This is a genomic window from Streptomyces sp. NPDC048291 (assembly GCF_043201715.1).
Taxonomy (GTDB): Bacteria; Actinomycetota; Actinomycetes; order Streptomycetales; family Streptomycetaceae; genus Streptomyces.
On record NZ_JBICZC010000008.1, the window covers coordinates 1 to 21150 of the forward strand.

Genomic DNA, 21150 nt, shown 5'->3' on the forward strand with positions numbered 1-21150 from the left:
TGCTCGGCGAGCCAGCGCTCCACGTCGAGGTAGTAGTACTGCTTGCTCCACAGCATCCCGGCCAGCGCCTGCCGCACCAGCCGCCGCTCGTCCTCGCCGAGGCCGTCCGGGACCACGCCCTCGAAGAAGACGTCGGCCTCGGCCCGGCGGGTCTCCATCACCTGCCCGAAATCGCCCCAGGGATCGGTCAGTTGAGCGTCCGTCAGGCGCAGCCGGACGGTGCCGCTGCCGCCGGCCGGCACGGTGAGCACGTGATGGACGGAGGCCTTGGTGCCGGTCCGCGCGGGATTGACGGCGTCCCGCTCGCCGTCGACGACGTACCGGCCGATGCCGTCCTTGACGTAGGGGGTGGCGTTGGGGCTGCCGAAGATCCGCTCGTTGTCGGTGTCGTTCTCGGTGAACAGGGTCTCCGCCGCGCCCTCGAAGTGCAGTCGCCGCGCGCCGAGTTCGGCGTGGTCGGCGAGGATCGCGCCGTCCGTGTGCCGCAGGCCGGGCACCTCGGTGCCGCCCGCCCACGACCAGGTGTGCCGGAACCACAGCGTCGGCAGCAGATGCAGCGTGGCCTCGTCGGGGCCGCGGTTGTGCGCGGTGATCTCGACCAGCAGGTCCTCGGGGCCGGCCTTGGCGTACTCCACGAACACGTCGAAGTACCGGTCCTCGTCGAAGACACCGGTGTCCAGCAGCTCGTACTCGGACTCGCCGCGCCCGCGGCCCCGGTTGACGGCCACCAGCTCCTCGTACGGGAACTCCGCCTGCGGGTACTTGTAGAGGAACTTCAGGTACGAGTGGGTGGGCGTCGAGTCGAGGTGGAAGTAGTACTCCTTGACGTCCTCCCCGTGGTTGCCCTCGGCGTTGGTCAGGCCGAACATCCGCTCCTTCAGGATCGAATCCCGCCCGTTCCAGAGCGCCAGCGCGAGGCACAGCCGCTGCTTGTCGTCGCTGACGCCCGCGATGCCGTCCTCGCCCCAGCGGTAGGCCCGGGAGCGGGCCTGGTCATGGGTGAAGTACGACCACGCGTCACCTCCCCGGCTGTAGTCCTCCCGCACCGTGCCCCACTGCCGCTCGCTCAGATACGGCCCCCAGCGCCGCCACGCCACCTGCCCCGCGTCGGCCGCCGCCAGCCGCAGCCGCTCGGCATCCGCCCCGTCACCGCGCTCCGTGCCGTCCGGACCGCGCTCCGTGTCATCCGCGTTGTCCGCCATCGCACGCCGTCCTCTCAGCCCGCGGAGGTGTTGTAGTTGACGATCCCCTCCACCATGAGGGCGATCGCGCCCGGCAGCGGGCTGTCCGCTTCCGTGCTCACCACGTCGGGTAACCGGTGAGCCTCCTTCTCGGTGGCCGCCACCATGCCCCAGAAGGCGTTGAACCCCGAGGGATCCACCGGCTTGTCCACGGCCGCCCCGACCGTCATGACACCGCCCACCTCGGTCACGGCGAGGGCGCCCATCTGCTGGAGCGTGCCGGGGTCCCGCCCTTCGGCGGCCACCACGCTCCACCCCGTCACGTCCACGCACCGCAGCGCGGCGAGCAGGCTGCCGGCACTGTCCTGGCCGGTCAGGACGATGTCGGGCAGGACGAGGGCCACCGGCCCCCGCGTCATCGGCAGGCCGGAGCGGATCGCACCTTCGAGGCCTGGTTCGAGCGACTCGTCCTGGTAGACGAAGACCATCTGAAGGGTCCTCGCATACCGTTCGAGATAAGCCACCGTGTCGAGCTTGTGCGTGCCGAACACGACGACCACGCGGACGGTGAGGCCGCTCTTGGCCAGTTCGACGACGGCTTCCAGGCTGCGGTCCAGCACGGTGACCCCGGGAGCCAGGCAGTGCAGCTCCTTCGGGTAGGGCGCACTGAAACGCGTGCCGAATCCGGCGCAGGGCAGGATGATCGAGACATCGGGGGCGGGCGCGGAAGAACGATGCATGGAGTGGCTCTCGGATTCTGTCGTCGACCGGGGAACCTGGCGCGCCTTGCAGGAGGTGTGGTCCTCCGGGCCGAGGCCGCGCCGCGGGCCCGGAGGACATGCTCGCGATCACCGTAATGACCGGGGCGGCTCCAGGCGAGATGGCCGCCCCGCCGCTCCTGCTCCCGCTCCTGCTCCCGCGGCCGCGCCCGCATGGAGCACGGCACGCCTGGGTAGCCAGCACCACGGTGCTCGCGGAACCTCCGCCGCCTCCGGTGTCACACGCGTACGGCAAGGGCCGGACCCCAGGGGAAGACAGAGCGAAAGAGGCGCTGGATGCGGGTGCTGTTGTCCACCTACGGGACGCGTGGCGATGTCGAACCCCTGGTGGCCCTCGCGGTGCGGTTACGGGCGCTCGGTGCCGAGGTGCGCATGTGCGCCCCGCCCGACGAGGAGTTCGCGCAGCGGCTGGCCGGGATCGGCGTGGAGCTGGTGCCGGTCGGGCCGCCGGTGCGGGAACTGATGCGGGGGACGACCCTGCCGTCGGCGGCGGAGCTGTCCCGCTACCGGAATGAGATGGTCGGCACGCAGTTCGACGTCTTCCCCGCGGCGGCCGAAGGGTGCGACGTCATGGTGGCGGCCGGCCTGGCGCAGATCGCCGCGCGGTCCGTGGCCGAGGCCGCCGGCATCCGCTACGTGTACGCCTGCTACTCGGCGGTCAACCTGCCCTCGCCCCACCACGCCCCGCCACCGCGACCGGGCTGGCCCGAGCCGGCGGCGAACGACAACCCCACGCTGTGGGAGCTGGACGCCGACCAGGTGAACGCGCAGTTCCGCGAGGTGCTCAACGACCACCGGGCAGCCATCGGCCTGCCACCCGTGGACAACGTCCGCGACCACGTCTACACCGACCGGCCGTGGCTGGCGGCGGACCCGGTCCTGGGACCGTGGCGGCCGGCCCCGGGCCTCGACGTCGTACAGACCGGTGCCTGGACCCTGCCGGACGAACGCCCGCTCCCGCCCGAGCTGTCGGTGTTCCTGGACGCCGGGGACCCGCCCGTCTACGTGGGGTTCGGCAGCATACGTCCGTCGCCGGACATCGCCCGCAGGGCCGTCGAGGAGAGCCTGGCCCAGGGGCACCGGGTGCTCGTCTCCCGCGGCTGGGCGGACCTGGACCTGCCCGAGGTCCGGGACGACTGCCTCGCCATCGGCGAGGTCAGCCACCAGAGTCTGTTCCCCAGGGTGGCCGCCGTGGTGCACCACGGCGGCGCGGGCACGACGCTGACGGCCGCCCGGGCGGGCGTGCCGCAGGTGGTGGTGGCCCTCCAGCTGGCGGACAACCCGTACTGGGCCGGCCGGGTGGCGGCCCTCGACATCGGCGCGGCGCCGGACGAACCGGCTCCGGCCGCCGACACCCTGCGCGTCGCGTTCAAGACGGCCCTGGCCCCCGGGACCCGGGCGCGAGCCAGGGCACTGGGCGCCGAACTCCGCACCGACGGAGCGCAGGTGGCCGCGAACCTCCTCCTGGCCGGCTGTTAGCGTTCCGACGCATGGCAGACAGCGTGTACGTGGGCAAGGCGGGCAAGGACGCGGCACTGGACCGGGGTTGGCTGCTGGGTCACTTCAAGGAGCACGGCGACCCCCGGCACAGCCAGGCCGTCGAGGTCAAATGGGGTGTCCACGCACGCGGCGAACAGCGGACCCAGTGGGTGCAGGGCGAGGTGCGCGAAGCCCTCCTGGTCCTCATCACCGGCCGCTTCCGCCTGGAGTTCCCCGGCCGCAGCGTGCTCTTGGAGGAGCAGGGCGACTATGTCGTCTGGGGCCGGGGCGTCGACCACTCGTGGGTGGCGGAGGACGAGTCCGTCGTGCTGACCGTGCGGTGGCCCTCCGTACCCGGATACGCCACGCCCTAGGGCCTGCCCCGAACGCCGAGTCCGTCCAGCAACAGGGCGAGTCCCGCCAGGAACTCGTGGTCCGCGTCGATGTTCCTGGCGCTCCGGGCGGTCTCCGTCAGGTGCGGGAACTCGGCGGGCGGCAGTTCGGTGATGGCCACCGTCCCCGGACCGGACAGCGGGCCGAGGTGCTCCAGCTGGATCGCTCCGATGACGTAACTCAGCAGGCCGCGCAGGGCGATGACGCGCTGCTCGCCCTCGACACCCGCGTCCGTGAGGACGCCGAGCACGGACTCCGACCAGCGCAGCACTCCGAGGGAGTGGTGCCGGTGGACGATGGTCAGCGGGACGACCGCCGGATGGGCGCCCACGGTGTCGCGCAGCCGCCGCGCCATGGCCTCGATCCGCTCGCGCCACGACGTGCCGGGATCCGGCGGCCCGGCGTCCACCCCGCCCAGCACGAGCTCGACGACGAGCCGTTCGAGCTCCTCGCGATCGTGCACGTACCTGTACAGCCCCATGGTGCTCATCCCGAGCTCCTGGGCGACGGCGCGCATCGACAGCCCGGGGAGTCCGTCGCGGTCGATGACGGCGAGGGCGGCCGAGGCGAGCCGATCGGGGGTGAGGGAACGCGGGCGCGGCATGACGGTTGACAGCGTACGGCATACGCCTACGCTGGTAGGCGTATGCCGTACGCTTACGGAGGGGGAAGTCCATGCGTATGAGCCGTCGTATGAGCCGTCGTCCGGTGGAACCCGGTTCCACCGTGACCGGGCGCAACCTCACCACCGTCTCCGGCGACCCGGTCGCCGTCCCCGCCCCCGACCGGCTGATCCATCTCCAGTTCCGGCGGTTCGCCGGCTGCCCGGTCTGCAACCTGCACCTGCGGTCGGTGACAAGGCGTCACCAGGAGATCGAGGCCGCCGGTGTCCGCGAGGTCGTGGTCTTCCACTCGCCCGCCTCGGAACTGCTGCCCCACACGGCCGCGCTCCCGTTCGCCGTCGTCGCCGACCCGGCCAGGCGGCTGTACGCGGAGTTCGGAGTGGAACGGTCGCCCCGCGCCCTGCTCGGACCGCGCGCCTGGGGACCGATCGTCCGGGCGGTCCTGAGCGGCGTACGGGAGGTCGCCCGCGGGCGGGAGCACCTGCCCGCGACCAGCCCGCACGGCGGCCGGCTAGGCCTCCCCGCGGACTTCCTCGTCGCCCCCGACGGCCGCGTGCTCGCCGTCAAGTACGGCGAGCACGCCTACGACCAGTGGTCCGTCGACGAACTGCTCGCCCTGGCGGCCCGCACACCGCATCCGCCCGGCTCGGCCCCGGCCGCCGGGTGACCGACCCCGACGGCCACCGCCGGGGCGGCCGTCGACGCGCCGGGGCAAGCGCCCGGACTTCCCGTCGGCCCCCGCTCAGCGGGCGGTGCCGAAGTCCTGGGTCCAGTAGCTGTCGGGCTGCGCGAGGCCGACGCCGATCTCCTTGAACGTGCAGTTGAGGATGTTGGCCTTGTGGCCGGGGCTGGCCATCCAGGCCGCCATGACCTGCTCGGGGGAGGCGTAACCGTAGGCCACGTTCTCGCCGTAGGCGCTCCAGGTGTAGCCGGCGCCGGTGATCCGGTCCCCGGGGGAGGAGCCGTCGGACCCGGTGTGCGACATGTTCCGGTGCAGCGCCATGTCCTCGCTGTGCGCCTGTGCGACCTTGGTCAGGGTCGTGTTCAGGGTCAGGGCCGAACAGCCGACCTTGCTGCGCTCGGCATTGACGAGCTCCACGATGCGGGCGACGACGCCGGACGCCGTGGCGGTGGCCTTCGGGGTGCTCGACGGGCTCGACGTGCTCGGCGTGGTCGACGGCTTGGGGGCCGCGGAAGCGGCGGCGGAGGTGTGCCGGGCGCTGGGGGACGCGGTGGTGCGGGGCTTGGGCGCGACGGTCCGGGCGGTGCGCGAAGGCGCTGTGGCCTTCGGCCTCGGCGCGGTGGTCTTCCCGGCGCGCGCGGGGGAGCGGGGAGTCTTCGCGGCGCTCACGGAGGCGCTCGGAGTCTCCGTGGCGCTGGGCCCCGCCGACGCCGTCCACGAGGGCCCGCCGGTCCGGACGGCGTCGTCCCAGGGGCGGCTCCGGTGGGCGTCGTTCCACCAGTACGTCTTGTTCCACGAGGCCGTCGTCGCGCGGCTCTCGGCGCTGGTGGACCGGGGCCCGCCGCCGTCGGGCCAGTTGGTACAGGCCAGGGCGGCGGACGGTATGCCCACGGCGCCCACGGCGACGCCGGCGATGACTATTCGCCGGTAATGCGTGTTCTTACGATGTCTACCCATGCGTAACCCGCTCCTGAGCTGCGGCAGCGTCCTGCGGGTCGTCATTCTTAGGACGCCTCCACCAGGTGCGCAAAGGGCCTCGGCACTAGCTCGCTTAGTAGGCGCGGGCGGCGCTTGCCGGGGGAGCGGGGTGCGCCGGCCCGCCCTCCGGGACCGCCACGGAATCCTGTCGCCCCGTCAGAATCCCTACGCGCGCGCAGAACGGATGAGGGCGGCGCGCGGGCGGAAAGCGGTGAGTCCGGGCGCGACACAGGCACCCGCCAAGCCGGACAAATCCCATATGTCGTCAGAGCGGTCTCTACTATCCGGCACGGTGAGGTGCCGGATCCGCTGTGACGGATGTCACGGAATAGCGCATTCCGGTTCTGTGCCGCTGCGATGCCGGCGGCCTGATCTCTCGGACGGCACCTCCCCGGGGCTGCCGTCCGATCGAGCGGGACGGCACCCCACTCGCCGCCACCGCGGACCGCGGCGGCCGGCTCCGGCGAACCGCCGGACCGATGCCCACGGCATCCGGGTCGGACAAGACCAGCCGCTGACAGGGGCGGATCGCCGGGGAGGCGCCTCGTCAGCCGCCGGACCCGGACCGCAGATACCGGCGCAGGGCTTCCCGTCCTCCCGGAACGAAGAGCCACTGATCCACGACCCCGCAGACTTCGGCCACAGTCAGCCAGCCCCGCCAGGCGATCTCACCCGGATCCGGGACCAGGGGCTCCGTCACGACGGCCTCATGCACCCCGAACCACACAGGGCTGATCCCCCTCCGGCAGAGGAACTTGAAGAGGAACCGCACGGGCACGCGAACGCCCAGCTCTTCGGCGAGCTCCCGGGCCGCGGCTTCCTCGTACGACTCGCCCACGTCCACGGCACCGCCGACCATCACGTCGTGGTGGCCCGGAAACCGGGACAGCGTCTCGGCCCTGCGCACCACCAGGATCCGCCCCGCACGGTCACGGCAGATCGTCGCCGCGATGCGATGCGGCCGGTTCTCCCGCACCGCCTCGTCCCGCTCGACGATGCCCAACACGTGGTCATGCTCATCGACATGCTCAACCAGTTCGCCCACGGAGGCACGATCTCAGCCCCCACTGACACCCTGGCCCGCCGGCCGCGGCACTCCAGCCCGACCAGCACGCCGGACTGCTACGCCCCGCCGCCCTGGCGCCTTGGCCGGTCGGCCGGATGAGGTGCGTCGGTCGGCGGGCAGGCGGTGGTGCGGGCGACGGGGGCGTGCAGCAGACGGGGCGATGTCTCGAAGCCGTGGCGGGAGTAGGCCGGGATCGCACGGGGGCTGGAGTGCACGGTGACGCGTTCGAGCCCGAGCTCCCGAGCCCGGTCCAGGACCGCGTCGATGAGCCGGCCGCCCAGGCCGCCATCGCGTTCGCCGGGAACGACGTACACGCACTGCAGGTCGCCCGATGTCCGGTGCAGGGCGCGCGGGCTGGGCACCCGTGGGAGGACCGCCAGCCAGGCCATGCCGATGATCACCTCGTCGCGGACCATCACCATGCAGCGATGCGACGCCGTGTTCTCCCTCGCCCACGTGACGAAGTGCCGCACGAACTCCGCACGCCCGGTGACGGGAACGTCCTGGTTCTCAAGGACCCACTGCCACCGGAGTCCGGCGACGACGTCCAGTTCGTCGGAGGCGGCCTGACGGATGACGACATTGTTGTCCACCCGCGCATTCTGCGGTCGCCCGCCCACCGCTGTCATCACCGCAACACGGCCCCACCCCCCCCACGCCCCGCTGCCAGGTGCCGACGAGGCTCGGGGTGAAGAGCATGGCAATTCTCCTCACGGCTCGGGTACCGCTGGAATGCGTGGCGGACACGTCGCGGGACCTGAGGGAACTGCTCCCGGGGCGGTGGAGGCGCAACGCCCGCGTGCTCGTCGGCGTGCAGGACGTGCGCTGCTCCGGTTCGGTTCCGGGCCGCGCCAGGCGCCTACCTCAAGTCCCTTTCGTGGGAAGCAACTTGAGTAGTCGTAGCCCAGTGGGCGGAGCGCGGCCGGGTCCCCGCTGTATGTAGTGTGCCGAAATGACGAGAAGCGAGCGGCTCGCGGAGCAGTTGGACTGGCACTGGCACAACAACCTGCGGCCGCGGCTCGACGGTCTTACCGATGAGGAGTACTTCTGGGAGCCGGTGCGCGGCTGCTGGAGCGTCCGCCCGCGCGGCACGTCGGCCGCACCGATGCCGGAAGGCTCGGGGGAGTGGACGATGGACTACGTGTTCCCCGGCCCGGTGCCGGCGCCGGTGACCACGATTGCCTGGCGGCTGGCACACATCATCGTCTCGTGCCTGGGCTATCGGGTCGGATGGTACTTCGGCGGCCAGGACGTCGACTCCGGGACATTCGCCTACGCGGGGACCGCTGACGAGGCGCTGAAACAGCTCGACGAGATGTACGGGAGATGGAACGCGGGGGTCCGCGCGCTCTCGGACGCCGACTTGGAGAATCCGCCCGCGGTGGGTCCCGAGCGGTTTCCCATGGAGAACAGGATCCTGCACATCAACAGGGAGCTGATCCATCACGGCGCCGAGATCTCCCTGCTGCGCGACCTCTACCGCTGGCAGGACGGAGCCGTACCACGCCGAGTATGACTCCGTGGTCCACACCTGTTCCCGGTGCGCGGACTCACCGGAGGCGGCGTCAGCTCACCCCGGCCGCCGTGTCCGCCGTGTCCGGGGTGTCGCGCAGGCCGAGGCGCAGGTGTTCGACGTGGTAGAGGGCCTGTTCCAGGAGTTCGGCGACGTGGTTGTCGTAGAGGGCGTAGATGACCGAGCGGCCCCGGCGCTCGGTGGTGACCAGGCCGAGGTTGCGCAGCAGCCGCAGTTGGTGGGAGCAGGCGGACTGTTCCATGCCGACGGCGTCGGCGAGTTCCGTCGCCGCGCACGGGCCCTCCTGGAGGCGGGTCAGGATGCGCAGGCGGGACGGGGTGGCCAGCGCCTGGAGCGTGGCTGCCACGTCGTCGGCGCCGACGGTTTCCAGGCGCTCGCGTGCGGTGGCGGTGGTGGTGGTCCGTCCGTCAGCTCCATGGCCCATGGGCTTCATCCTACGGACCAGTACACATGAATGCATGAATGAGTCTTCATGTGATCCTGTATGGTGGGGAAGCGTTACCGGCGCGCCGGTGCCGGTGGCCCCGCCATGCCCTGTCCGTACCGAGGGACCTCCACTCCGATGACCTCCTCCACTCCCACTCCCACTCCGCCCGCTTCGGGCCGGGCCGCGCCCGTGCGCCGGGGCACCGCACCCCGCCGTACCCGTGTCCTCGCGCTGCCCGAGGCCCGCTGGGCCACCGCCGCTCTCGCGCTCTTCCTGGCCGCGCTGCCCCTGCAGCTGACCGGCGCCCCCACCTGGACCTGGGGTCCGCTGTACGCACTGACCTACGCGGCCGGCGGCTGGGAACCGGGCTGGGCCGGGCTCCAGGCGTTGCGGGAGAAGACCCTCGACGTCGACCTGCTGATGGTGGTGGCCGCCCTCGGGGCGGCGGCGATCGGGCAGGTGATGGACGGTGCGCTGCTGATCGTCATCTTCGCCACCTCCGGCGCGCTGGAGGCGCTGGCCACCGCCCGCACCGCCGACTCGGTGCGCGGGCTGCTCGACCTGGCTCCGGCCACGGCGACCCGGCTCATGGCGACCGGTGCGGAGGAGAGCGTCGCCGTCGAGGCACTGGCTGTCGGCGACGTGATCCTCGTACGGCCCGGTGAGCGGGTCGGCGCCGACGGCCGCGTCCTGGACGGCGCGAGCGACGTGGACCAGGCGACGGTCACCGGTGAGCCGCTGCCGGTCGCCAGGGAGGTGGGCGACGAGGTGTTCGCGGGCACCCTCAACGGCACCGGCGCGCTGCGCGTCCGGGTCGAGCGCGATGCCTCCGACTCGGTGATCGCCCGGATCGTGCGGATGGTGGAGGAGGCTTCCGAGACCAAGGCGCCCACCCAGCTGTTCATCGACAAGGTCGAACAGCGCTACTCGCTGGGCATGGTGGCCGCGACCCTCGCCGTCTTCCTCGTCCCGCTCGCTTTCGGAGCCGCGCTGACCGGCTCGCTGCTGCGGGCGATGACGTTCATGATCGTCGCCTCGCCGTGCGCGGTCGTGCTGGCCACCATGCCGCCGCTGCTGTCCGCGATCGCCAACGCCGGACGGCACGGTGTGCTCGTGAAGTCCGCGGTGGTCATGGAGCGCCTCGGCGAGGTCGACGCGGTCGCGCTCGACAAGACCGGCACGCTGACCGAGGGCACCCCGCGCGTCACCGACGTCCGGCCGCTCGACGGATCCGGGCTCGACGAGAGGGAGCTGCTGACGTTCGCCGCCGCGGCGGAGCACCCGAGCGAGCACCCGCTGGCCCGTGCCGTCGTCGACGCCGCACGGGACAGGGGCCTGGACCTGCCGGTCACGGAGGAGTTCGGCTCCGCGCCCGGTGTCGGGGTCACCGCGGCCGTCGGCGGACGGAAGGTCGCCGTCGGTGCGCCGGTCCGGCTGCTCGCCGAGGCGGACGACCCGCGGTCCGTGCGGGCCGCGGTGGCCGCCGCGGAACTGGAGGAGGGCGGTCGGACCGCGGTCGTGGTCATCGTCGACGGCACCCCGGCCGGGCTGCTGGGCATCGCCGACCGACTGCGCGCCGACGCGGGTGCGACCGTGTCCGCGCTGACCGCCCTGACCGGAGCCGCGCCGCTTCTGCTGACCGGTGACAACCCCGGCGCCGCGGCCCGCCTCGCGGCAGAGGTCGGCATCGACGATGTGCGGGCCGGACTGCTGCCCGAACACAAGGTCGCCGCCGTGCGGGAGCTGGAGGAGTCCGGACGCCGGGTGATGGTCGTCGGCGACGGCGTCAACGACGCGCCCGCCCTGGCCGCCGCCCACGCCGGTGTCGCCATGGGCAGGGCCGGCTCCGACCTCGCGCTGGAGACCGCCGACGCCGTGATCGTGCGCGACGAACTCCGCACGGTCCCCGCGGTGATCGCGCTCTCCCGGCGGGCCCGCAAACTGGTCGTGCAGAACCTCGTGATCGCCGGCGTCTTCATCGCCGGCCTGGTCGCCTGGGACCTGATCGGCACGCTGCCGTTGCCACTCGGTGTGGCCGGCCACGAGGGCTCCACCGTCGTCGTCGGCCTCAACGGCCTGCGCCTGCTGCGTGAAGCGGCGTGGCGGCGGGCCGCCGAATGAGCCGCCGCAAGGAACCCGCCGCGCAGGGTGAACCCCGGTGCACGGTCACCGTGTGCCGGGGCTGCTGCTGCGGCACCGCCAAGATCCCCGGCGTCGACCACTCTGCCCAACTCGCCACGCTCAAGTCGAAGTTGGGCACGGTCGCCCGGGTCCGGGCGGTGAACTGCCTGGACGCCTGCGAGCAGGCGAACGTCATCGTCGTCCAGCCGTCCTCCGCCGGCCGTGCGGCCGGCGGTCGGCCGGTCTGGCTCGGCCTGGTCAACGACCCCGACGCGACGGCCGACATCGCCGACTGGGTGGCAGCCGGTGGGCCTGGACTCGCCGACCCGCCCGACATCCTCGACCTGTACGAGTTCGCCCCGTCGCGGCGGGTGCGGCGGGGCGTGGCGGACTGAGGCCCCCGGTCCCGCCGATCACGAGAAGGCACTGGTCGGAGGGAGGGGCCGGATCTTCCACCGGCCGCTGATTGCCTGGGTGGGCCAGAGAGGGGTCGCACGCGACGAGGCGGGGGCGGCCACCCGGGTTTTCCGGGCGTACGCCCTCGTGGATGAGGAAGGCGCTGACCGCGGACACGACGGCCGGGAGCTGCAACCGGCGTGGCGGCTCACCGTTCGGGAGACCTCGCCGACAGCCATGGCTCGTGCCAGTGCGGATATCCGGCCACGAGCTTGCTCGCTCCCGCAGGTCCCCAGGTCCCCTGCCGGTAGCGCTCGGGGTCGCCGGGCGCCTCCAGCAACGGCTGGACGATCCGCCATGTCTCCTCCACCGAGTCCTCCCGGGTGAACAGGCTCGCGTTGCCCTGCATCGCATCACTGAGCAGGCGCTCGTACGGTTCGGGTGCCTCACCGAGCGCGGCCTCGAAGAGGAGGTCGAGGTCCACCAGCTGCGTGTCCTGCTTGCCCGGCTGCTTGGCCTGGACGCGGAAGTTCACACCAGGGCTCGGATCGATCCGCAGGATCCACTGGCCGGGCTCGGGCGCGAACCGCTCCGCGAACGCGAGTCGCGGCGGGCGTTTGAACACGATCCGGATCTCGGTCACCCGCTCGGGGAGCGACTTGCCGGCGCGGATGAAGAACGGCACCCCGGACCAGCGCCAGTTCTCGATCTCCAGCCGCAACCCGACGAACGTCTCGGTACGCGAGTGCGGACGCACGCCGGGGACCTGAAGGTACCCCTCGTACTGCCCGCGGACGTAGTGGGCCGGGTCGGCGTCGGGGATCGCCCGGAACACATCGACCCGGCGGTCCCGGAGCGCGTCCGCGTCGGCGGCCGACGGCGGCTCGGACGCCACCAGGGCGAGCAGCTGCAGCAGATGGTTCTGTACGACGTCGCGGAGCGCACCGACCGGGTCGTAGAAATGACCGCGGTCCTCGACCCCGAAGTCCTCGGCCATGGTGATCTGTACGCAGGAGATGTGGTCGCGGTTCCACACCGGCTCGAACACGGAGTTGGCGAACCGCAGGAACTGGATGTCCATCGCCGGCTCCTTGCCGAGGAAGTGGTCGATCCTCAGCAACTGGTCCTCGTCGAGGAGCTGACGCAGCTCGGCGTTGAGGGCGCGCGCCGACGCGAGGTCGTGCCCGAACGGTTTCTCCACGACGACCCGGGCGCCCTTGGTCAGCCCGACGCCTGCCAGGCCCTCGACCACCCGGGCGAACAGCGACGGCGGGATCTCCAGGTAGAAGACCGGGTGCCGCTTGCCTTCCAGCGCCCGGGCGAGGCGATGGAACGTCTCCGGGTCGGCGTAATCGCCCTGTACGTAGCCGAGTCGGGCGGCGAACCGGGCCAGGACGCTTTCGTCCAGCGACTCGCCCCCCGCCTCGACCGCCGCGCGGGCGTGGTCACGCAGCGCGTCGTCGGACCAGCCGTCGCGCGCCACTCCGATGATCGGGCAGGTCAGCAGCTTGCGCCGTTCGAGCCGATAGAGCGAGCGGAACGTCATCTTGCGAGCGAGGTCGCCACTGATCCCGAAAATGACCAGCACGTCGGCGGGAACGTTCGACGAGTTCGAAGCCACCTCATCCTCCTTACGGGGCCGGCACGGCAACAGGGCCGGGCGTCATGGTTCTGCCGGCGGCCGGTCGCCGACGCGGGCGGGAACACGGCCGGCCGCCGACGCGGGCGCGAGGACGAGTGACGCCGCCGCCTCGACCCGGCCGGCGGGAATGGACCGGTCTCCCGCGACGAGCCTGGAGAGCGGTTCGCGTTGGTCCGCTCCGGTGACGAGCCGGAGCACCTGCTGGGCGCGCGCCGGCGCGGGAATCGCGATGACCTCGGCCGGAGCCGTACCGAGGCTCTCCCGCAGGTGGGTGAGGTTGCGGTCCGGGTCGCCGGCGGGCGCGACCCGCTCGTCGACCTGGAACACCGCCACGTGCTCCCAGGGGACGTCCTCGTGTGCGAGCCGCGCGAACACCGCCCAGGGGGTGTGCCCCCTGACGGCGAACGCGAACCGGCCGTGGGCCCGCACGCAGGCCCGTACCGGCCGCGCCACGGACGCCGCCGCGGTGCCGGCGACGGCATCGGGTCGGCCACGACCTCCAGTTCGTGATGCACGGCGGTCAGCCCTTCTTCTCCGCGTGCCCGCCGAACTCGGAGCGCATCGCCGAGAGGATCTTGTCGGTGAACTCCCCGGCCTGCCTGGACTCGAAGCGCTCGTAGAGAGAGGTGGTGATGACCGGTACCGGGACGCCTTCGTCCACCGCGGCGAGGACGGTCCAACGGCCTTCCCCGGAGTCGGAGACCCGCCCGGCGAAGGCGTCGAGGGAGGGCGACTTGGCGAAGGCGTCGGCGATCAGGTCGACCAGCCACGAGCCGACGACCGAGCCGCGCCGCCAGACCTCGGCCACCTCGGCGACGTCGATGTCGTACTGGTAGGCCCACGGATCGCGCAGCGGCGTCGTCTCCGCGTCGACCTCCTGCCGGCCCTGGCCGGCGTTCGCGCGTTTGATGACGGCGAGGCCCTCGGCTATCGCGGCCATCATCCCGTACTCGACCCCGTTGTGGACCATCTTCACGAAGTGCCCGGCGCCGTTCGGCCCGCAGTGCAGGTACCCGAACGGGGCGGTGCCGTCGGTCCGGGTCCGGCTCGGCGTCGGCTCGGCGCTGCCCTCGCCGGGAGCGATCGTCTTGAAGATCGGGTCGAGATGGGCCACGACCTCGTCCTCGCCGCCGATCATCAGGCAGTAGCCGCGCTCCAGCCCCCAGACCCCACCACTGGTCCCGCAGTCGACATAGTGCAGCGACCTGCCGGCAAGACGCTTGGCGCGCGTGATGTCGTCGCGGTAGTAGGAATTGCCACCGTCGATGAGGATGTCGCCTGCTTCCAGCAACGGCTCGAGCTGGTCGAGGATGGAATCGACGATCGCAGCCGGAAGCATGAGCCACAGGGCCCGTGGCTTGTCCAGTTTCGCCACCAGATCCTGGAGCGAGTCCGAGCCCGTCGCGCCTTCGCCGGCCAGTTCGGCGACGGCGGCCGCGTTGACGTCGGACACGACGCAGTGGTGGCCGTCCTGCATCAGCCGACGCACCAGGTTCGCCCCCATCCGGCCGAGCCCGATCATCCCGAGCTGCATGGGCTTGTCCGTTGCCATGTGGTGCCTCCTAGTCCTTGAGCGTGCGGTAGTGCCGGATCAGCGCGTTCGTGGACGAGTCGTGGCCGAGCTCGGGTTCGGTCGTGCTCTCGAGCTCCGGGATGATCGCGACGGCAAGTACCTTGCCGAGCTCGACGCCCCACTGGTCGAAGGAGTCGATCCCCCAGATCGTCCCCTGGGTGAACACGCTGTGCTCGTAGAGCGCGACCAGCGAGCCGAGCCGGTACGGGGTGAGCACCTCGGCCAGCAGCACGTTCGTCGGGCGGTTGCCCTCCATCACCCGGTGCGGCGCCACGTCCCGCGCCGTCCCCTCGGCGCGCACCTCGTCCTCGGTCTTGCCGAAGCCGAGCGCCTGGGCCTGGGCGAAGACGTTCGAGGAGAGGATGTCGTGGTGGCTGCCGAGCGGGTTGAGCGACTTGCCGAAGCCGATGAGGTCCACCGGGATCAGCTTGGTGCCCTGGTGGATCAGCTGGTAGAAGCTGTGCTGCCCATTGGTCCCCGGCTCCCCCCAGTACACCGCGCCGGTCTGGTAGTCCACCGGCACGCCCTCGAGCGTCACGTGCTTGCCGTTGGACTCCATGGTGAGCTGCTGCAGGTAGGCCGGGAACCGCTTCAGGTACTGGTCGTAGGGCATCACGCCGACGGTCTGGGCGCCGAAGAAGTCGCCGTACCAGACGGTGAGCAGTCCCATCAGGACCGGCAGGTTCCGCTCGAACGGCGCGGTGCGGAAGTGCGTGTCCATCGCGTGGAATCCGGCGAGGAGATCGCGGTAGTGGTCGGGGCCGACGGCGAGCATCGTCGAGAGGCCGATCGCGGAGTCCATCGAGTAACGCCCGCCGACCCAGTCCCAGAAGCCGAACATGTTCGCGGTGTCGATGCCGAACTCGGTGACCCGTTGCGCGTTCGTGGACACCGCCACGAAATGCCGGGCGACCGCCTCCTCGTCACCGAGCTGCGCGATGACCCATTCGCGCGCGGAGCGGGCATTGGTCATCGTCTCCAGCGTCCCGAACGTCTTCGACGAGATGATGAACAGCGTCTCTTCGGCGGCCAGATCACGGGTCGCCTCGACGAGGTCCGTCGAATCGACGTTGGACACGAACCTGAACGTGAGATCGCGCCGGCTGTAATGGCGCAGCGCCTCGTAGGCCATGACGGGCCCGAGGTCGGAGCCGCCGATGCCGACGTTGACGATGTTGCGGATCGGCTTGCCGGTAGCGCCTCTCCAGGCGCCCGAGCGGATCTGGTCCGCGAACGCCTCCATCCGGTCGAGCACCTCGTGCACCTGCGCGACGACGTCCACTCCGCCGACGACGAGCGAGGACTCCTTCGGCATCCGCAGCGCCACGTGCAGCACCGGCCGGTGCTCCGAGACGTTGATCCGGTCACCGGCGAACATCTCGTCGATGTGCTCGCGCAGTCCCGATTCCTCGGCGAGTCGCAGCAGCAGCCGCAAGGTCTCGTCGGTGATCCGGTTCTTCGAATAGTCCAGGTACAGGCCGGTGGCCTCGGCCGTCATCCGCTCGCCGCGTCCCGGATCCTCGGCGAACAGCTCGCGCAGGTGGCGCCCGGCGATCTCGGAGTAATGGTCCGCCAGCGCCTTCCACGCAGAACGCCGGCGCAGCACTGTCGATGGCATGGCTCGCTCCTCTGATCCGATGGGAGGTCGGCGGCCCGCTGCAAGTCCTCGATGGCCGGCTCGAAGAACAGCTCCTCGCCCTTGCGCGCCTGGGTTGCGTTCATGCCTGCTCCCTGGAGGCGGCCACACACTCGCGGGCAACCTGCGTGACTTTCTCGGGAGTGAAGCCGAATTTGGTCAGCAGCATCTTGAGCGGCGCCGAGGCCCCGAACGTGTGCATGCCGACGACCGCGCCGCCGTCGCCGACGTAACGGTCCCAGCCGAGAGTCGCCGCCTGTTCGACGGCGACCCGGGCTCTGACCCCGCGCGGGATGACCGAGTCGCGGTACTCCTCGGTCTGACGGTCGAACAGTTCCCAGCAGGGCATGCTGACCACGCGAGCCGCGAGACCCTCGGCGGCGAGCTCGGCACGGGCCGCGAGCGCGAGTTGCACCTCCGACCCGGTGGCGAGCAGGATGACGTCGGGCTTGCCGTCCGCCGCGTCGACCAGCACATAGGCTCCCCTGGCCACCCCGGACGCGGCCCCCATCCCGGTGCGGTCGAGGGTCGGCAGTGCCTGACGGGAAAGGACCAGCACCGCCGGTTCGTGTCTGAGCGCGGCAACGACCCGCCAGGTCTCGACGACCTCGTTCGCGTCGGCCGGGCGGAACACCAGGAGCCCCGGCATCGCGCGCAGCGACGCGAGCTGCTCGACCGGCTGATGGGTGGGACCGTCCTCGCCGACCCCGATCGAGTCGTGGGTGAAGATGTGCACGACCGGGATCTCCATCAGCGCTGAAAGCCGGATCGCGCCGCGTGCGTAGTCCGAGAAGATCAGGAACCCCGACCAGTACGGACGCAGTTTGGTCAGCGCCATCCCGTTCGTGATCGCGGTGGCCGCGTGCTCGCGGATCCCGAAGTGGAGGTTGCGCCCCGAGCGGTCGTCGGCCTGGAAGTCGCCGGCGCCGGGGAACACGAGGTCGGTCTTGGTCGACGGCGAAAGGTCCGCCGACCCGCCAAGCACCCACGGCACGGCCTGGGCAAGAGCGTTGAGTACCTGGCCACTGGAGTCACGGCCGGCGATACCTTTGGGGTCGGCAGGGAAGGTCGGCAGTGCCGACTCCCAGCCCTCCGGCAGTTCACGCCGCTGGATACGCTCCAGCTCGTCGGCGAGCTGGGGATGGGCGGTTCGGTAGGCCTCGATTCGAGCCTCCCAGCCCATCCGGGCTTCGCGACCGCGCGCGCCGACTCCTGCGGCGAAGTGCTCGTAGACGCCGTCGGGAACGAAGAAGTCCTTGTCCTCCGGTATCCCGAGGAACCGCTTGGTCGACTTGACGCCCTCCACGCCGAACGGCGCGCCGTGCGCCTTCGGGGTGTCCTCGACCGGTGACCCGTAGCCGATGTGGCTGTGCACCACGATGAGCGTCGGGCGCTCGTGCTCGGACTTGAAGGCGTGCAGCGCGCGGGCCACGGCGTCGAGGTCGTTGGCGTCGGCCACGGTGGTGACGTTCCAGCCGTAGCCGATGAACCGGGCCGCCACGTCCTCGGTGAAAGTGATGTCGGTATGGCCCTCGATCGTCACCCGGTTGGAGTCGTAGATCCAGCAGAGGTTCGACAGCCGCTGGTGGGCCGCGAGCGAGGCGGCCTCCGAGGTGATCCCCTCCATCATGCAGCCGTCGCCGGCCATCGCGTACACATCGAAGTCGAAGACGGTGAAGCCGTCGCGGTTGTACCGGGCCGCGAGCCACTGCCCGGCGATCGCCATCCCGGCCGAGGTCGCAACGCCCTGGCCGAGCGGGCCGGTCGTGGTCTCCACGCCGCTGGTCCACCGGTACTCCGGGTGCCCGGGGCAGCGCGAGCCGAGCTGGCGGAACGTCCTGAGGTCGTCGAGGGTCACGGCGGGTCGGCCGAGGACCTCGTAGTCAGGGTCCACGGTCCGCACGCCGGTGAGGTGCAACAGCGACCAGAGCAACGCGGAGGCATGTCCTTCCGACAGCACGAAGCGGTCGCGGTTGGGCCAGATCGGATCGGCCGGGTCGAAGCGCAGGAAGCGTTGCCAGAGCGTGTACGCGACCGGAGCGATTCCCATCGGTGTCCCCGGGTGGCCGGAGTCGGCCGCTTGGATGGCGTCCATGCACAGAGCGCGGATCGTGTTGACGGAAAGTGTTTCCAGGTCGTTGCTGCTCAATGCGGGCCTCCCTGAAGGTGCTGCCCCTGCGCTCGTATCCAGCGCGGCAGACTAGGGTTGAGCTTTCCCGGCCGGAGCGAAGAGCGCCGCACCGACAATGCCCGCATCGTTCAACAGCTGCGCCGGTACGATCTCGGTCCTGAGCTCGATGTACGGCAGGAACTTGTCGGCCTTTTTGCTGACGCCGCCGCCGATGATGATCAGGTCGGGCCACAGCAGCCGCTGGACGAGTTCGAGATACGTCTCCAGACGGTGCGCCCATTTCTTCCAGGACAGGTCGTCGTGCTCGCGCACCGATTCCGCGGCCCAGTCCTCGGCGTCCTCATGGTGCAGCGGCAGGTGCCCCAGCTCGCTGTTGGGCACCAGGAGCCCGTCGGAGAAGACGGCGCTGCCGATACCGGTGCCGAGCGTCACCATCACGACGACGCCCTTTCGTCCCTTGCCGGCGCCGAAGCGCATCTCGGCGATCCCGGCCGCGTCGGCGTCGTTCACCACCCTCACGTCGCGGCCGGTCGTTCGTGCGAAGAGCTGGGCGGCGTCCGTCTCCATCCAGGCCGGATCGATGTTGGAGGTCGTCTGGACCTTGCCGCCCCGGATGACAGCCGGGAGCGTCAGCCCGACCGGTCCTGAGACGCCGACCTGGGAGAGTACCTGCACGACCACGTCCGCGACCGCCCCTGGGGTCGCTGGATGCGGGGTCGGGATCCGGACCCGCTCACCGATGAGGCTGCCACGCTCGAGGTCGACCGGCGCTCCCTTGATACCGGTCCCGCCGATGTCGACTCCGAGCACGTGGGCCGTCTTGCCCAGACTTGCCTGCGCCACTGCCCGCTCCCGTCAGGGGCCGGCCCAAGATGTGCCGTGGAATTTCGGGCATAAGGCCCCAAGAAAGATTTTATTGATTCGATAATAGCATATATCCCTTATATTCGCGACAGGGCCCCTATCGTGATATCTTAAATTCTAAGGGATGTATTTAATTACTATGCCTCTTTGGGGTGTGCGGCCGGCCGCGACCAGAGCTTACGGAGGCGTGATGTCAACTCGCCTTGTCCGCCTGCTTCTTGCTGACGTCGACGGCACTTTGGTCACGAGCGACAAGGTGCTCACCGACCGGGCCGTCCGGGCGGTGCGCGAACTCCACGACGCCGGTGTCCTCTTCGCGGTGACCAGTGGGAGGCCACCTCGCGGGATGGCCATGATCATCGAGCCCCTCGGGCTGACCACCGAACTCGCGGCCTTCAATGGTGGTCTCATCGTCAATCCGGATATGACCGTTGTCTCGCAGCAGGTCATTCCCGCGGAGGTCGTGGCACCGGTTGTCGCGCTGATGGAGTCGTTCGGCCTCGGCGTCTGGATCTACCGGGGCGCCGACTGGTACGTCCGCGACGTGAAGGGGCCGCACGTGGATCGCGAGAGCTGGACGGTGCAGTTCGCGCCCACACTCGTTCCCGGCTTCGAGGGGCTTGAGCGGGGCACCGCCAAGATCGTCGGGGTCAGTGACGACCACGAGGTCGTCGAGGCGGCCGCGGTCGCGGCTCGCGCGCAGTTCGGCGACCATGTCTCGGCTGCCCGCTCGCAGCCCTACTACCTCGATGTGACCCATCCGCAGGCCAACAAGGGCGGTGTCGTCAAGTACTGGTCCGCCAAGCTCCGGATGCCACCCGAACGGATCGCCACAATTGGGGACATGCCCAACGACGTGCTGATGTTCGCCCACTCGGGACTGTCCATCGCGATGGGCAACGCCAGCCATGAGGTCCAGCGCGCGGCGAGGCGGGTTACGACGAGCAACGAGGAAGAGGGCTTCGCGAACGCGGTAGAGCAGTTCATCCTGTGACCCGCTCGACCGGGTGCGCGGGCCTGGCTGCCCCGAGCCTCCTGCGGACAACCTCTACGTCGTCGACACCAGCTTCTTCCCGAGCGGCGGCGCGGTGAACCCGTCCCGGCTGGGCTGAGGCCGCGCCGGTGCTCCGCCGCCGACCGGGCGAACATCCTCCGCCGGGCAGCGCAACGCGGTCCGCCGTGCCGTGTCGCCGTCCCTCCCCGGTGCTTGTCTGAGGTCTTGGACCTCTGGGCGACGGGCCCGGCGGAGGCGGGTACGCAGGGGAGGACCAGGACATCGTGAGTTCCACCGATGGCGCACCCCGGGGCGTGATCCCCGCGCACCTGCTGAACGGCCGGAAGGCACTGGTCACCGGCGCGAACTCCGGGATCGGCAGGGCGACGGCCGTCGCCATGACGGACCGGGTGGTCCGGGAGTCCGGCACGATCGACATCCTGGTCGCCAACGCGGGACTCCAGAAGGTCCCGGCCCAGGAACTCGCCCCGAAGAAGATCCGCGTGAACGCGATCACCCCCGGGGCTGTCGGCCACGCCGCGGTCGGCCTCGCCTCCGACCTCATGGACCACGTCGTGGGCGCCACCCTGTACGTCGACGGAGGGACGACCCGCTTCCCCGGCTTCGCCACCGGCGGCTGACCCACCCCAT

General features: G+C 70.8%; 20 protein-coding genes and 2 pseudogenes. 9 read left to right on the plus strand and 13 right to left on the minus strand.

What is annotated here, in order from left to right:
- Positions 1–1202: pseudogene (locus tag ACGF5O_RS22090) on the minus strand (glucosidase); the annotation flags it as partial.
- Between the two features lie 14 nt (positions 1203–1216).
- Complete coding sequence (locus ACGF5O_RS22095; protein WP_393811570.1) at positions 1217–1921, minus strand: hypothetical protein; 705 nt, start codon at positions 1919–1921, stop codon at positions 1217–1219.
- A 315-nt stretch (positions 1922–2236) separates the two neighbouring features.
- Here ACGF5O_RS22095 and ACGF5O_RS22100 point away from each other — a divergent pair, with 315 nt between their 5' ends.
- The gene (locus tag ACGF5O_RS22100) at positions 2237–3439 is read left to right on the plus strand and encodes a glycosyltransferase (RefSeq protein ID WP_393811571.1); all 1203 of its coding nucleotides are present in this window, start codon (positions 2237–2239) and stop codon (positions 3437–3439) included.
- Between the two features lie 11 nt (positions 3440–3450).
- Positions 3451–3813 (plus strand): signal peptidase I, encoded by a 363-nt coding sequence (locus ACGF5O_RS22105; RefSeq protein ID WP_393811572.1) that lies wholly within the window; start codon positions 3451–3453, stop codon positions 3811–3813.
- On the opposite strand, the gene ACGF5O_RS22110 is transcribed toward ACGF5O_RS22105, so the two are convergent.
- Complete coding sequence (locus ACGF5O_RS22110) at positions 3810–4436, minus strand: TetR/AcrR family transcriptional regulator (protein ID WP_393811573.1); 627 nt, start codon at positions 4434–4436, stop codon at positions 3810–3812. The genes ACGF5O_RS22105 and ACGF5O_RS22110 overlap by 4 nt on opposite strands.
- An 89-nt stretch (positions 4437–4525) precedes the next feature.
- Between ACGF5O_RS22110 and ACGF5O_RS22115 the strand changes: the two genes are divergently transcribed.
- Complete coding sequence (locus ACGF5O_RS22115; RefSeq protein ID WP_393811574.1) at positions 4526–5122, plus strand: peroxiredoxin-like family protein; 597 nt, start codon at positions 4526–4528, stop codon at positions 5120–5122.
- Positions 5123–5197: 75 nt separating this feature from the next.
- On the opposite strand, the gene ACGF5O_RS22120 is transcribed toward ACGF5O_RS22115, so the two are convergent.
- On the minus strand, positions 5198–5554 hold the full coding sequence (locus tag ACGF5O_RS22120; protein WP_393811575.1) for a CAP domain-containing protein: 357 nt from the start codon (positions 5552–5554) through the stop codon (positions 5198–5200).
- Position 5555: 1 nt separating this feature from the next.
- On the opposite strand from ACGF5O_RS22120, the gene ACGF5O_RS22125 reads away from it, so the two are divergent.
- Entirely contained in the window at positions 5556–6068 is a 513-nt protein-coding gene (locus ACGF5O_RS22125; protein ID WP_393811576.1) for a hypothetical protein, read from the plus strand.
- 594 nt (positions 6069–6662) lie between these two features.
- Here the strand turns inward: ACGF5O_RS22125 and ACGF5O_RS22130 are convergent.
- Positions 6663–7160 carry an NUDIX hydrolase gene (locus ACGF5O_RS22130; RefSeq protein WP_393811577.1) on the minus strand — a complete coding sequence of 166 codons (498 nt, stop codon included), beginning with the start codon at positions 7158–7160 and terminating at the stop codon, positions 6663–6665.
- 77 nt (positions 7161–7237) lie between these two features.
- Positions 7238–7774: a GNAT family N-acetyltransferase gene (locus ACGF5O_RS22135; RefSeq protein ID WP_393811578.1), complete on the minus strand. Its 537-nt coding sequence runs from the start codon at positions 7772–7774 to the stop codon at positions 7238–7240.
- Positions 7775–8133: 359 nt separating this feature from the next.
- Between ACGF5O_RS22135 and ACGF5O_RS22140 the strand changes: the two genes are divergently transcribed.
- On the plus strand, positions 8134–8697 hold the full coding sequence (locus ACGF5O_RS22140; RefSeq protein WP_393811579.1) for a DinB family protein: 564 nt from the start codon (positions 8134–8136) through the stop codon (positions 8695–8697).
- Positions 8698–8746: 49 nt separating this feature from the next.
- On the opposite strand, the gene ACGF5O_RS22145 is transcribed toward ACGF5O_RS22140, so the two are convergent.
- Positions 8747–9139, minus strand: a complete 393-nt coding sequence (locus ACGF5O_RS22145; protein WP_393811580.1) for an ArsR/SmtB family transcription factor — start codon at positions 9137–9139, stop codon at positions 8747–8749.
- Between the two features lie 138 nt (positions 9140–9277).
- Between ACGF5O_RS22145 and ACGF5O_RS22150 the strand changes: the two genes are divergently transcribed.
- Entirely contained in the window at positions 9278–11263 is a 1986-nt protein-coding gene (locus ACGF5O_RS22150; RefSeq protein WP_393811581.1) for a heavy metal translocating P-type ATPase, read from the plus strand.
- Positions 11260–11658 (plus strand): (2Fe-2S) ferredoxin domain-containing protein, encoded by a 399-nt coding sequence (locus tag ACGF5O_RS22155; protein WP_393811582.1) that lies wholly within the window; start codon positions 11260–11262, stop codon positions 11656–11658. Before ACGF5O_RS22150 ends, ACGF5O_RS22155 begins: the two co-directional genes overlap by 4 nt.
- 209 nt (positions 11659–11867) lie before the next feature.
- On the opposite strand, the gene zwf is transcribed toward ACGF5O_RS22155, so the two are convergent.
- The 6 genes and pseudogenes from zwf to ppgK form a co-directional block, all read right to left on the minus strand.
- Complete coding sequence (gene zwf / locus ACGF5O_RS22160; protein ID WP_393811583.1) at positions 11868–13280, minus strand: glucose-6-phosphate dehydrogenase; 1413 nt, start codon at positions 13278–13280, stop codon at positions 11868–11870.
- A gap of 42 nt (positions 13281–13322) precedes the next feature.
- Positions 13323–13775: pseudogene (locus tag ACGF5O_RS22165) on the minus strand (6-phosphogluconolactonase); the annotation flags it as partial.
- 46 nt (positions 13776–13821) lie between these two features.
- On the minus strand, positions 13822–14853 hold the full coding sequence (gene gnd / locus ACGF5O_RS22170) for a phosphogluconate dehydrogenase (NAD(+)-dependent, decarboxylating) (protein ID WP_393811584.1): 1032 nt from the start codon (positions 14851–14853) through the stop codon (positions 13822–13824).
- A 10-nt stretch (positions 14854–14863) separates the two neighbouring features.
- Entirely contained in the window at positions 14864–16492 is a 1629-nt protein-coding gene (pgi, locus tag ACGF5O_RS22175; protein ID WP_393811585.1) for a glucose-6-phosphate isomerase, read from the minus strand.
- A 100-nt stretch (positions 16493–16592) separates the two neighbouring features.
- Positions 16593–18659, minus strand: a complete 2067-nt coding sequence (gene tkt / locus ACGF5O_RS22180) for a transketolase (RefSeq protein WP_393811586.1) — start codon at positions 18657–18659, stop codon at positions 16593–16595.
- A gap of 51 nt (positions 18660–18710) precedes the next feature.
- Positions 18711–19484: a polyphosphate--glucose phosphotransferase gene (gene ppgK, locus ACGF5O_RS22185; RefSeq protein ID WP_393811587.1), complete on the minus strand. Its 774-nt coding sequence runs from the start codon at positions 19482–19484 to the stop codon at positions 18711–18713.
- A 211-nt stretch (positions 19485–19695) separates the two neighbouring features.
- On the opposite strand from ppgK, the gene ACGF5O_RS22190 reads away from it, so the two are divergent.
- Both ACGF5O_RS22190 and ACGF5O_RS22195 read left to right on the plus strand, forming a co-directional pair.
- A complete protein-coding gene (locus ACGF5O_RS22190; RefSeq protein ID WP_393811588.1) occupies positions 19696–20499 on the plus strand; it encodes a Cof-type HAD-IIB family hydrolase in 804 nt (267 codons plus the stop codon).
- A 284-nt stretch (positions 20500–20783) separates the two neighbouring features.
- On the plus strand, positions 20784–21140 hold the full coding sequence (locus ACGF5O_RS22195; RefSeq protein WP_393811589.1) for a hypothetical protein: 357 nt from the start codon (positions 20784–20786) through the stop codon (positions 21138–21140).
- Positions 21141–21150: the final 10 nt, after the last annotated feature.

Bases quoted from the DNA above. Each gene is read 5' to 3' on its own strand.
- ACGF5O_RS22095 (WP_393811570.1), bottom strand. From the start codon at position 1,921: ATGCATCGTTCTTCCGCGCCCGCCCCCGATGTCTCGATCATCCTGCCC.
- ACGF5O_RS22100 (WP_393811571.1), top strand. From the start codon at position 2,237: ATGCGGGTGCTGTTGTCCACCTACGGGACGCGTGGCGATGTCGAACCC.
- ACGF5O_RS22105 (WP_393811572.1), top strand. From the start codon at position 3,451: ATGGCAGACAGCGTGTACGTGGGCAAGGCGGGCAAGGACGCGGCACTG.
- ACGF5O_RS22110 (WP_393811573.1), bottom strand. From the start codon at position 4,436: ATGCCGCGCCCGCGTTCCCTCACCCCCGATCGGCTCGCCTCGGCCGCC.
- ACGF5O_RS22115 (WP_393811574.1), top strand. From the start codon at position 4,526: ATGAGCCGTCGTCCGGTGGAACCCGGTTCCACCGTGACCGGGCGCAAC.
- ACGF5O_RS22125 (WP_393811576.1), top strand. From the start codon at position 5,556: ATGCGGGCGACGACGCCGGACGCCGTGGCGGTGGCCTTCGGGGTGCTC.
- ACGF5O_RS22140 (WP_393811579.1), top strand. From the start codon at position 8,134: ATGACGAGAAGCGAGCGGCTCGCGGAGCAGTTGGACTGGCACTGGCAC.
- ACGF5O_RS22145 (WP_393811580.1), bottom strand. From the start codon at position 9,139: ATGGGCCATGGAGCTGACGGACGGACCACCACCACCGCCACCGCACGC.
- ACGF5O_RS22150 (WP_393811581.1), top strand. From the start codon at position 9,278: ATGACCTCCTCCACTCCCACTCCCACTCCGCCCGCTTCGGGCCGGGCC.
- ACGF5O_RS22155 (WP_393811582.1), top strand. From the start codon at position 11,260: ATGAGCCGCCGCAAGGAACCCGCCGCGCAGGGTGAACCCCGGTGCACG.
- gnd (WP_393811584.1), bottom strand. From the start codon at position 14,853: ATGGCAACGGACAAGCCCATGCAGCTCGGGATGATCGGGCTCGGCCGG.
- pgi (WP_393811585.1), bottom strand. From the start codon at position 16,492: ATGCCATCGACAGTGCTGCGCCGGCGTTCTGCGTGGAAGGCGCTGGCG.
- ACGF5O_RS22190 (WP_393811588.1), top strand. From the start codon at position 19,696: ATGTCAACTCGCCTTGTCCGCCTGCTTCTTGCTGACGTCGACGGCACT.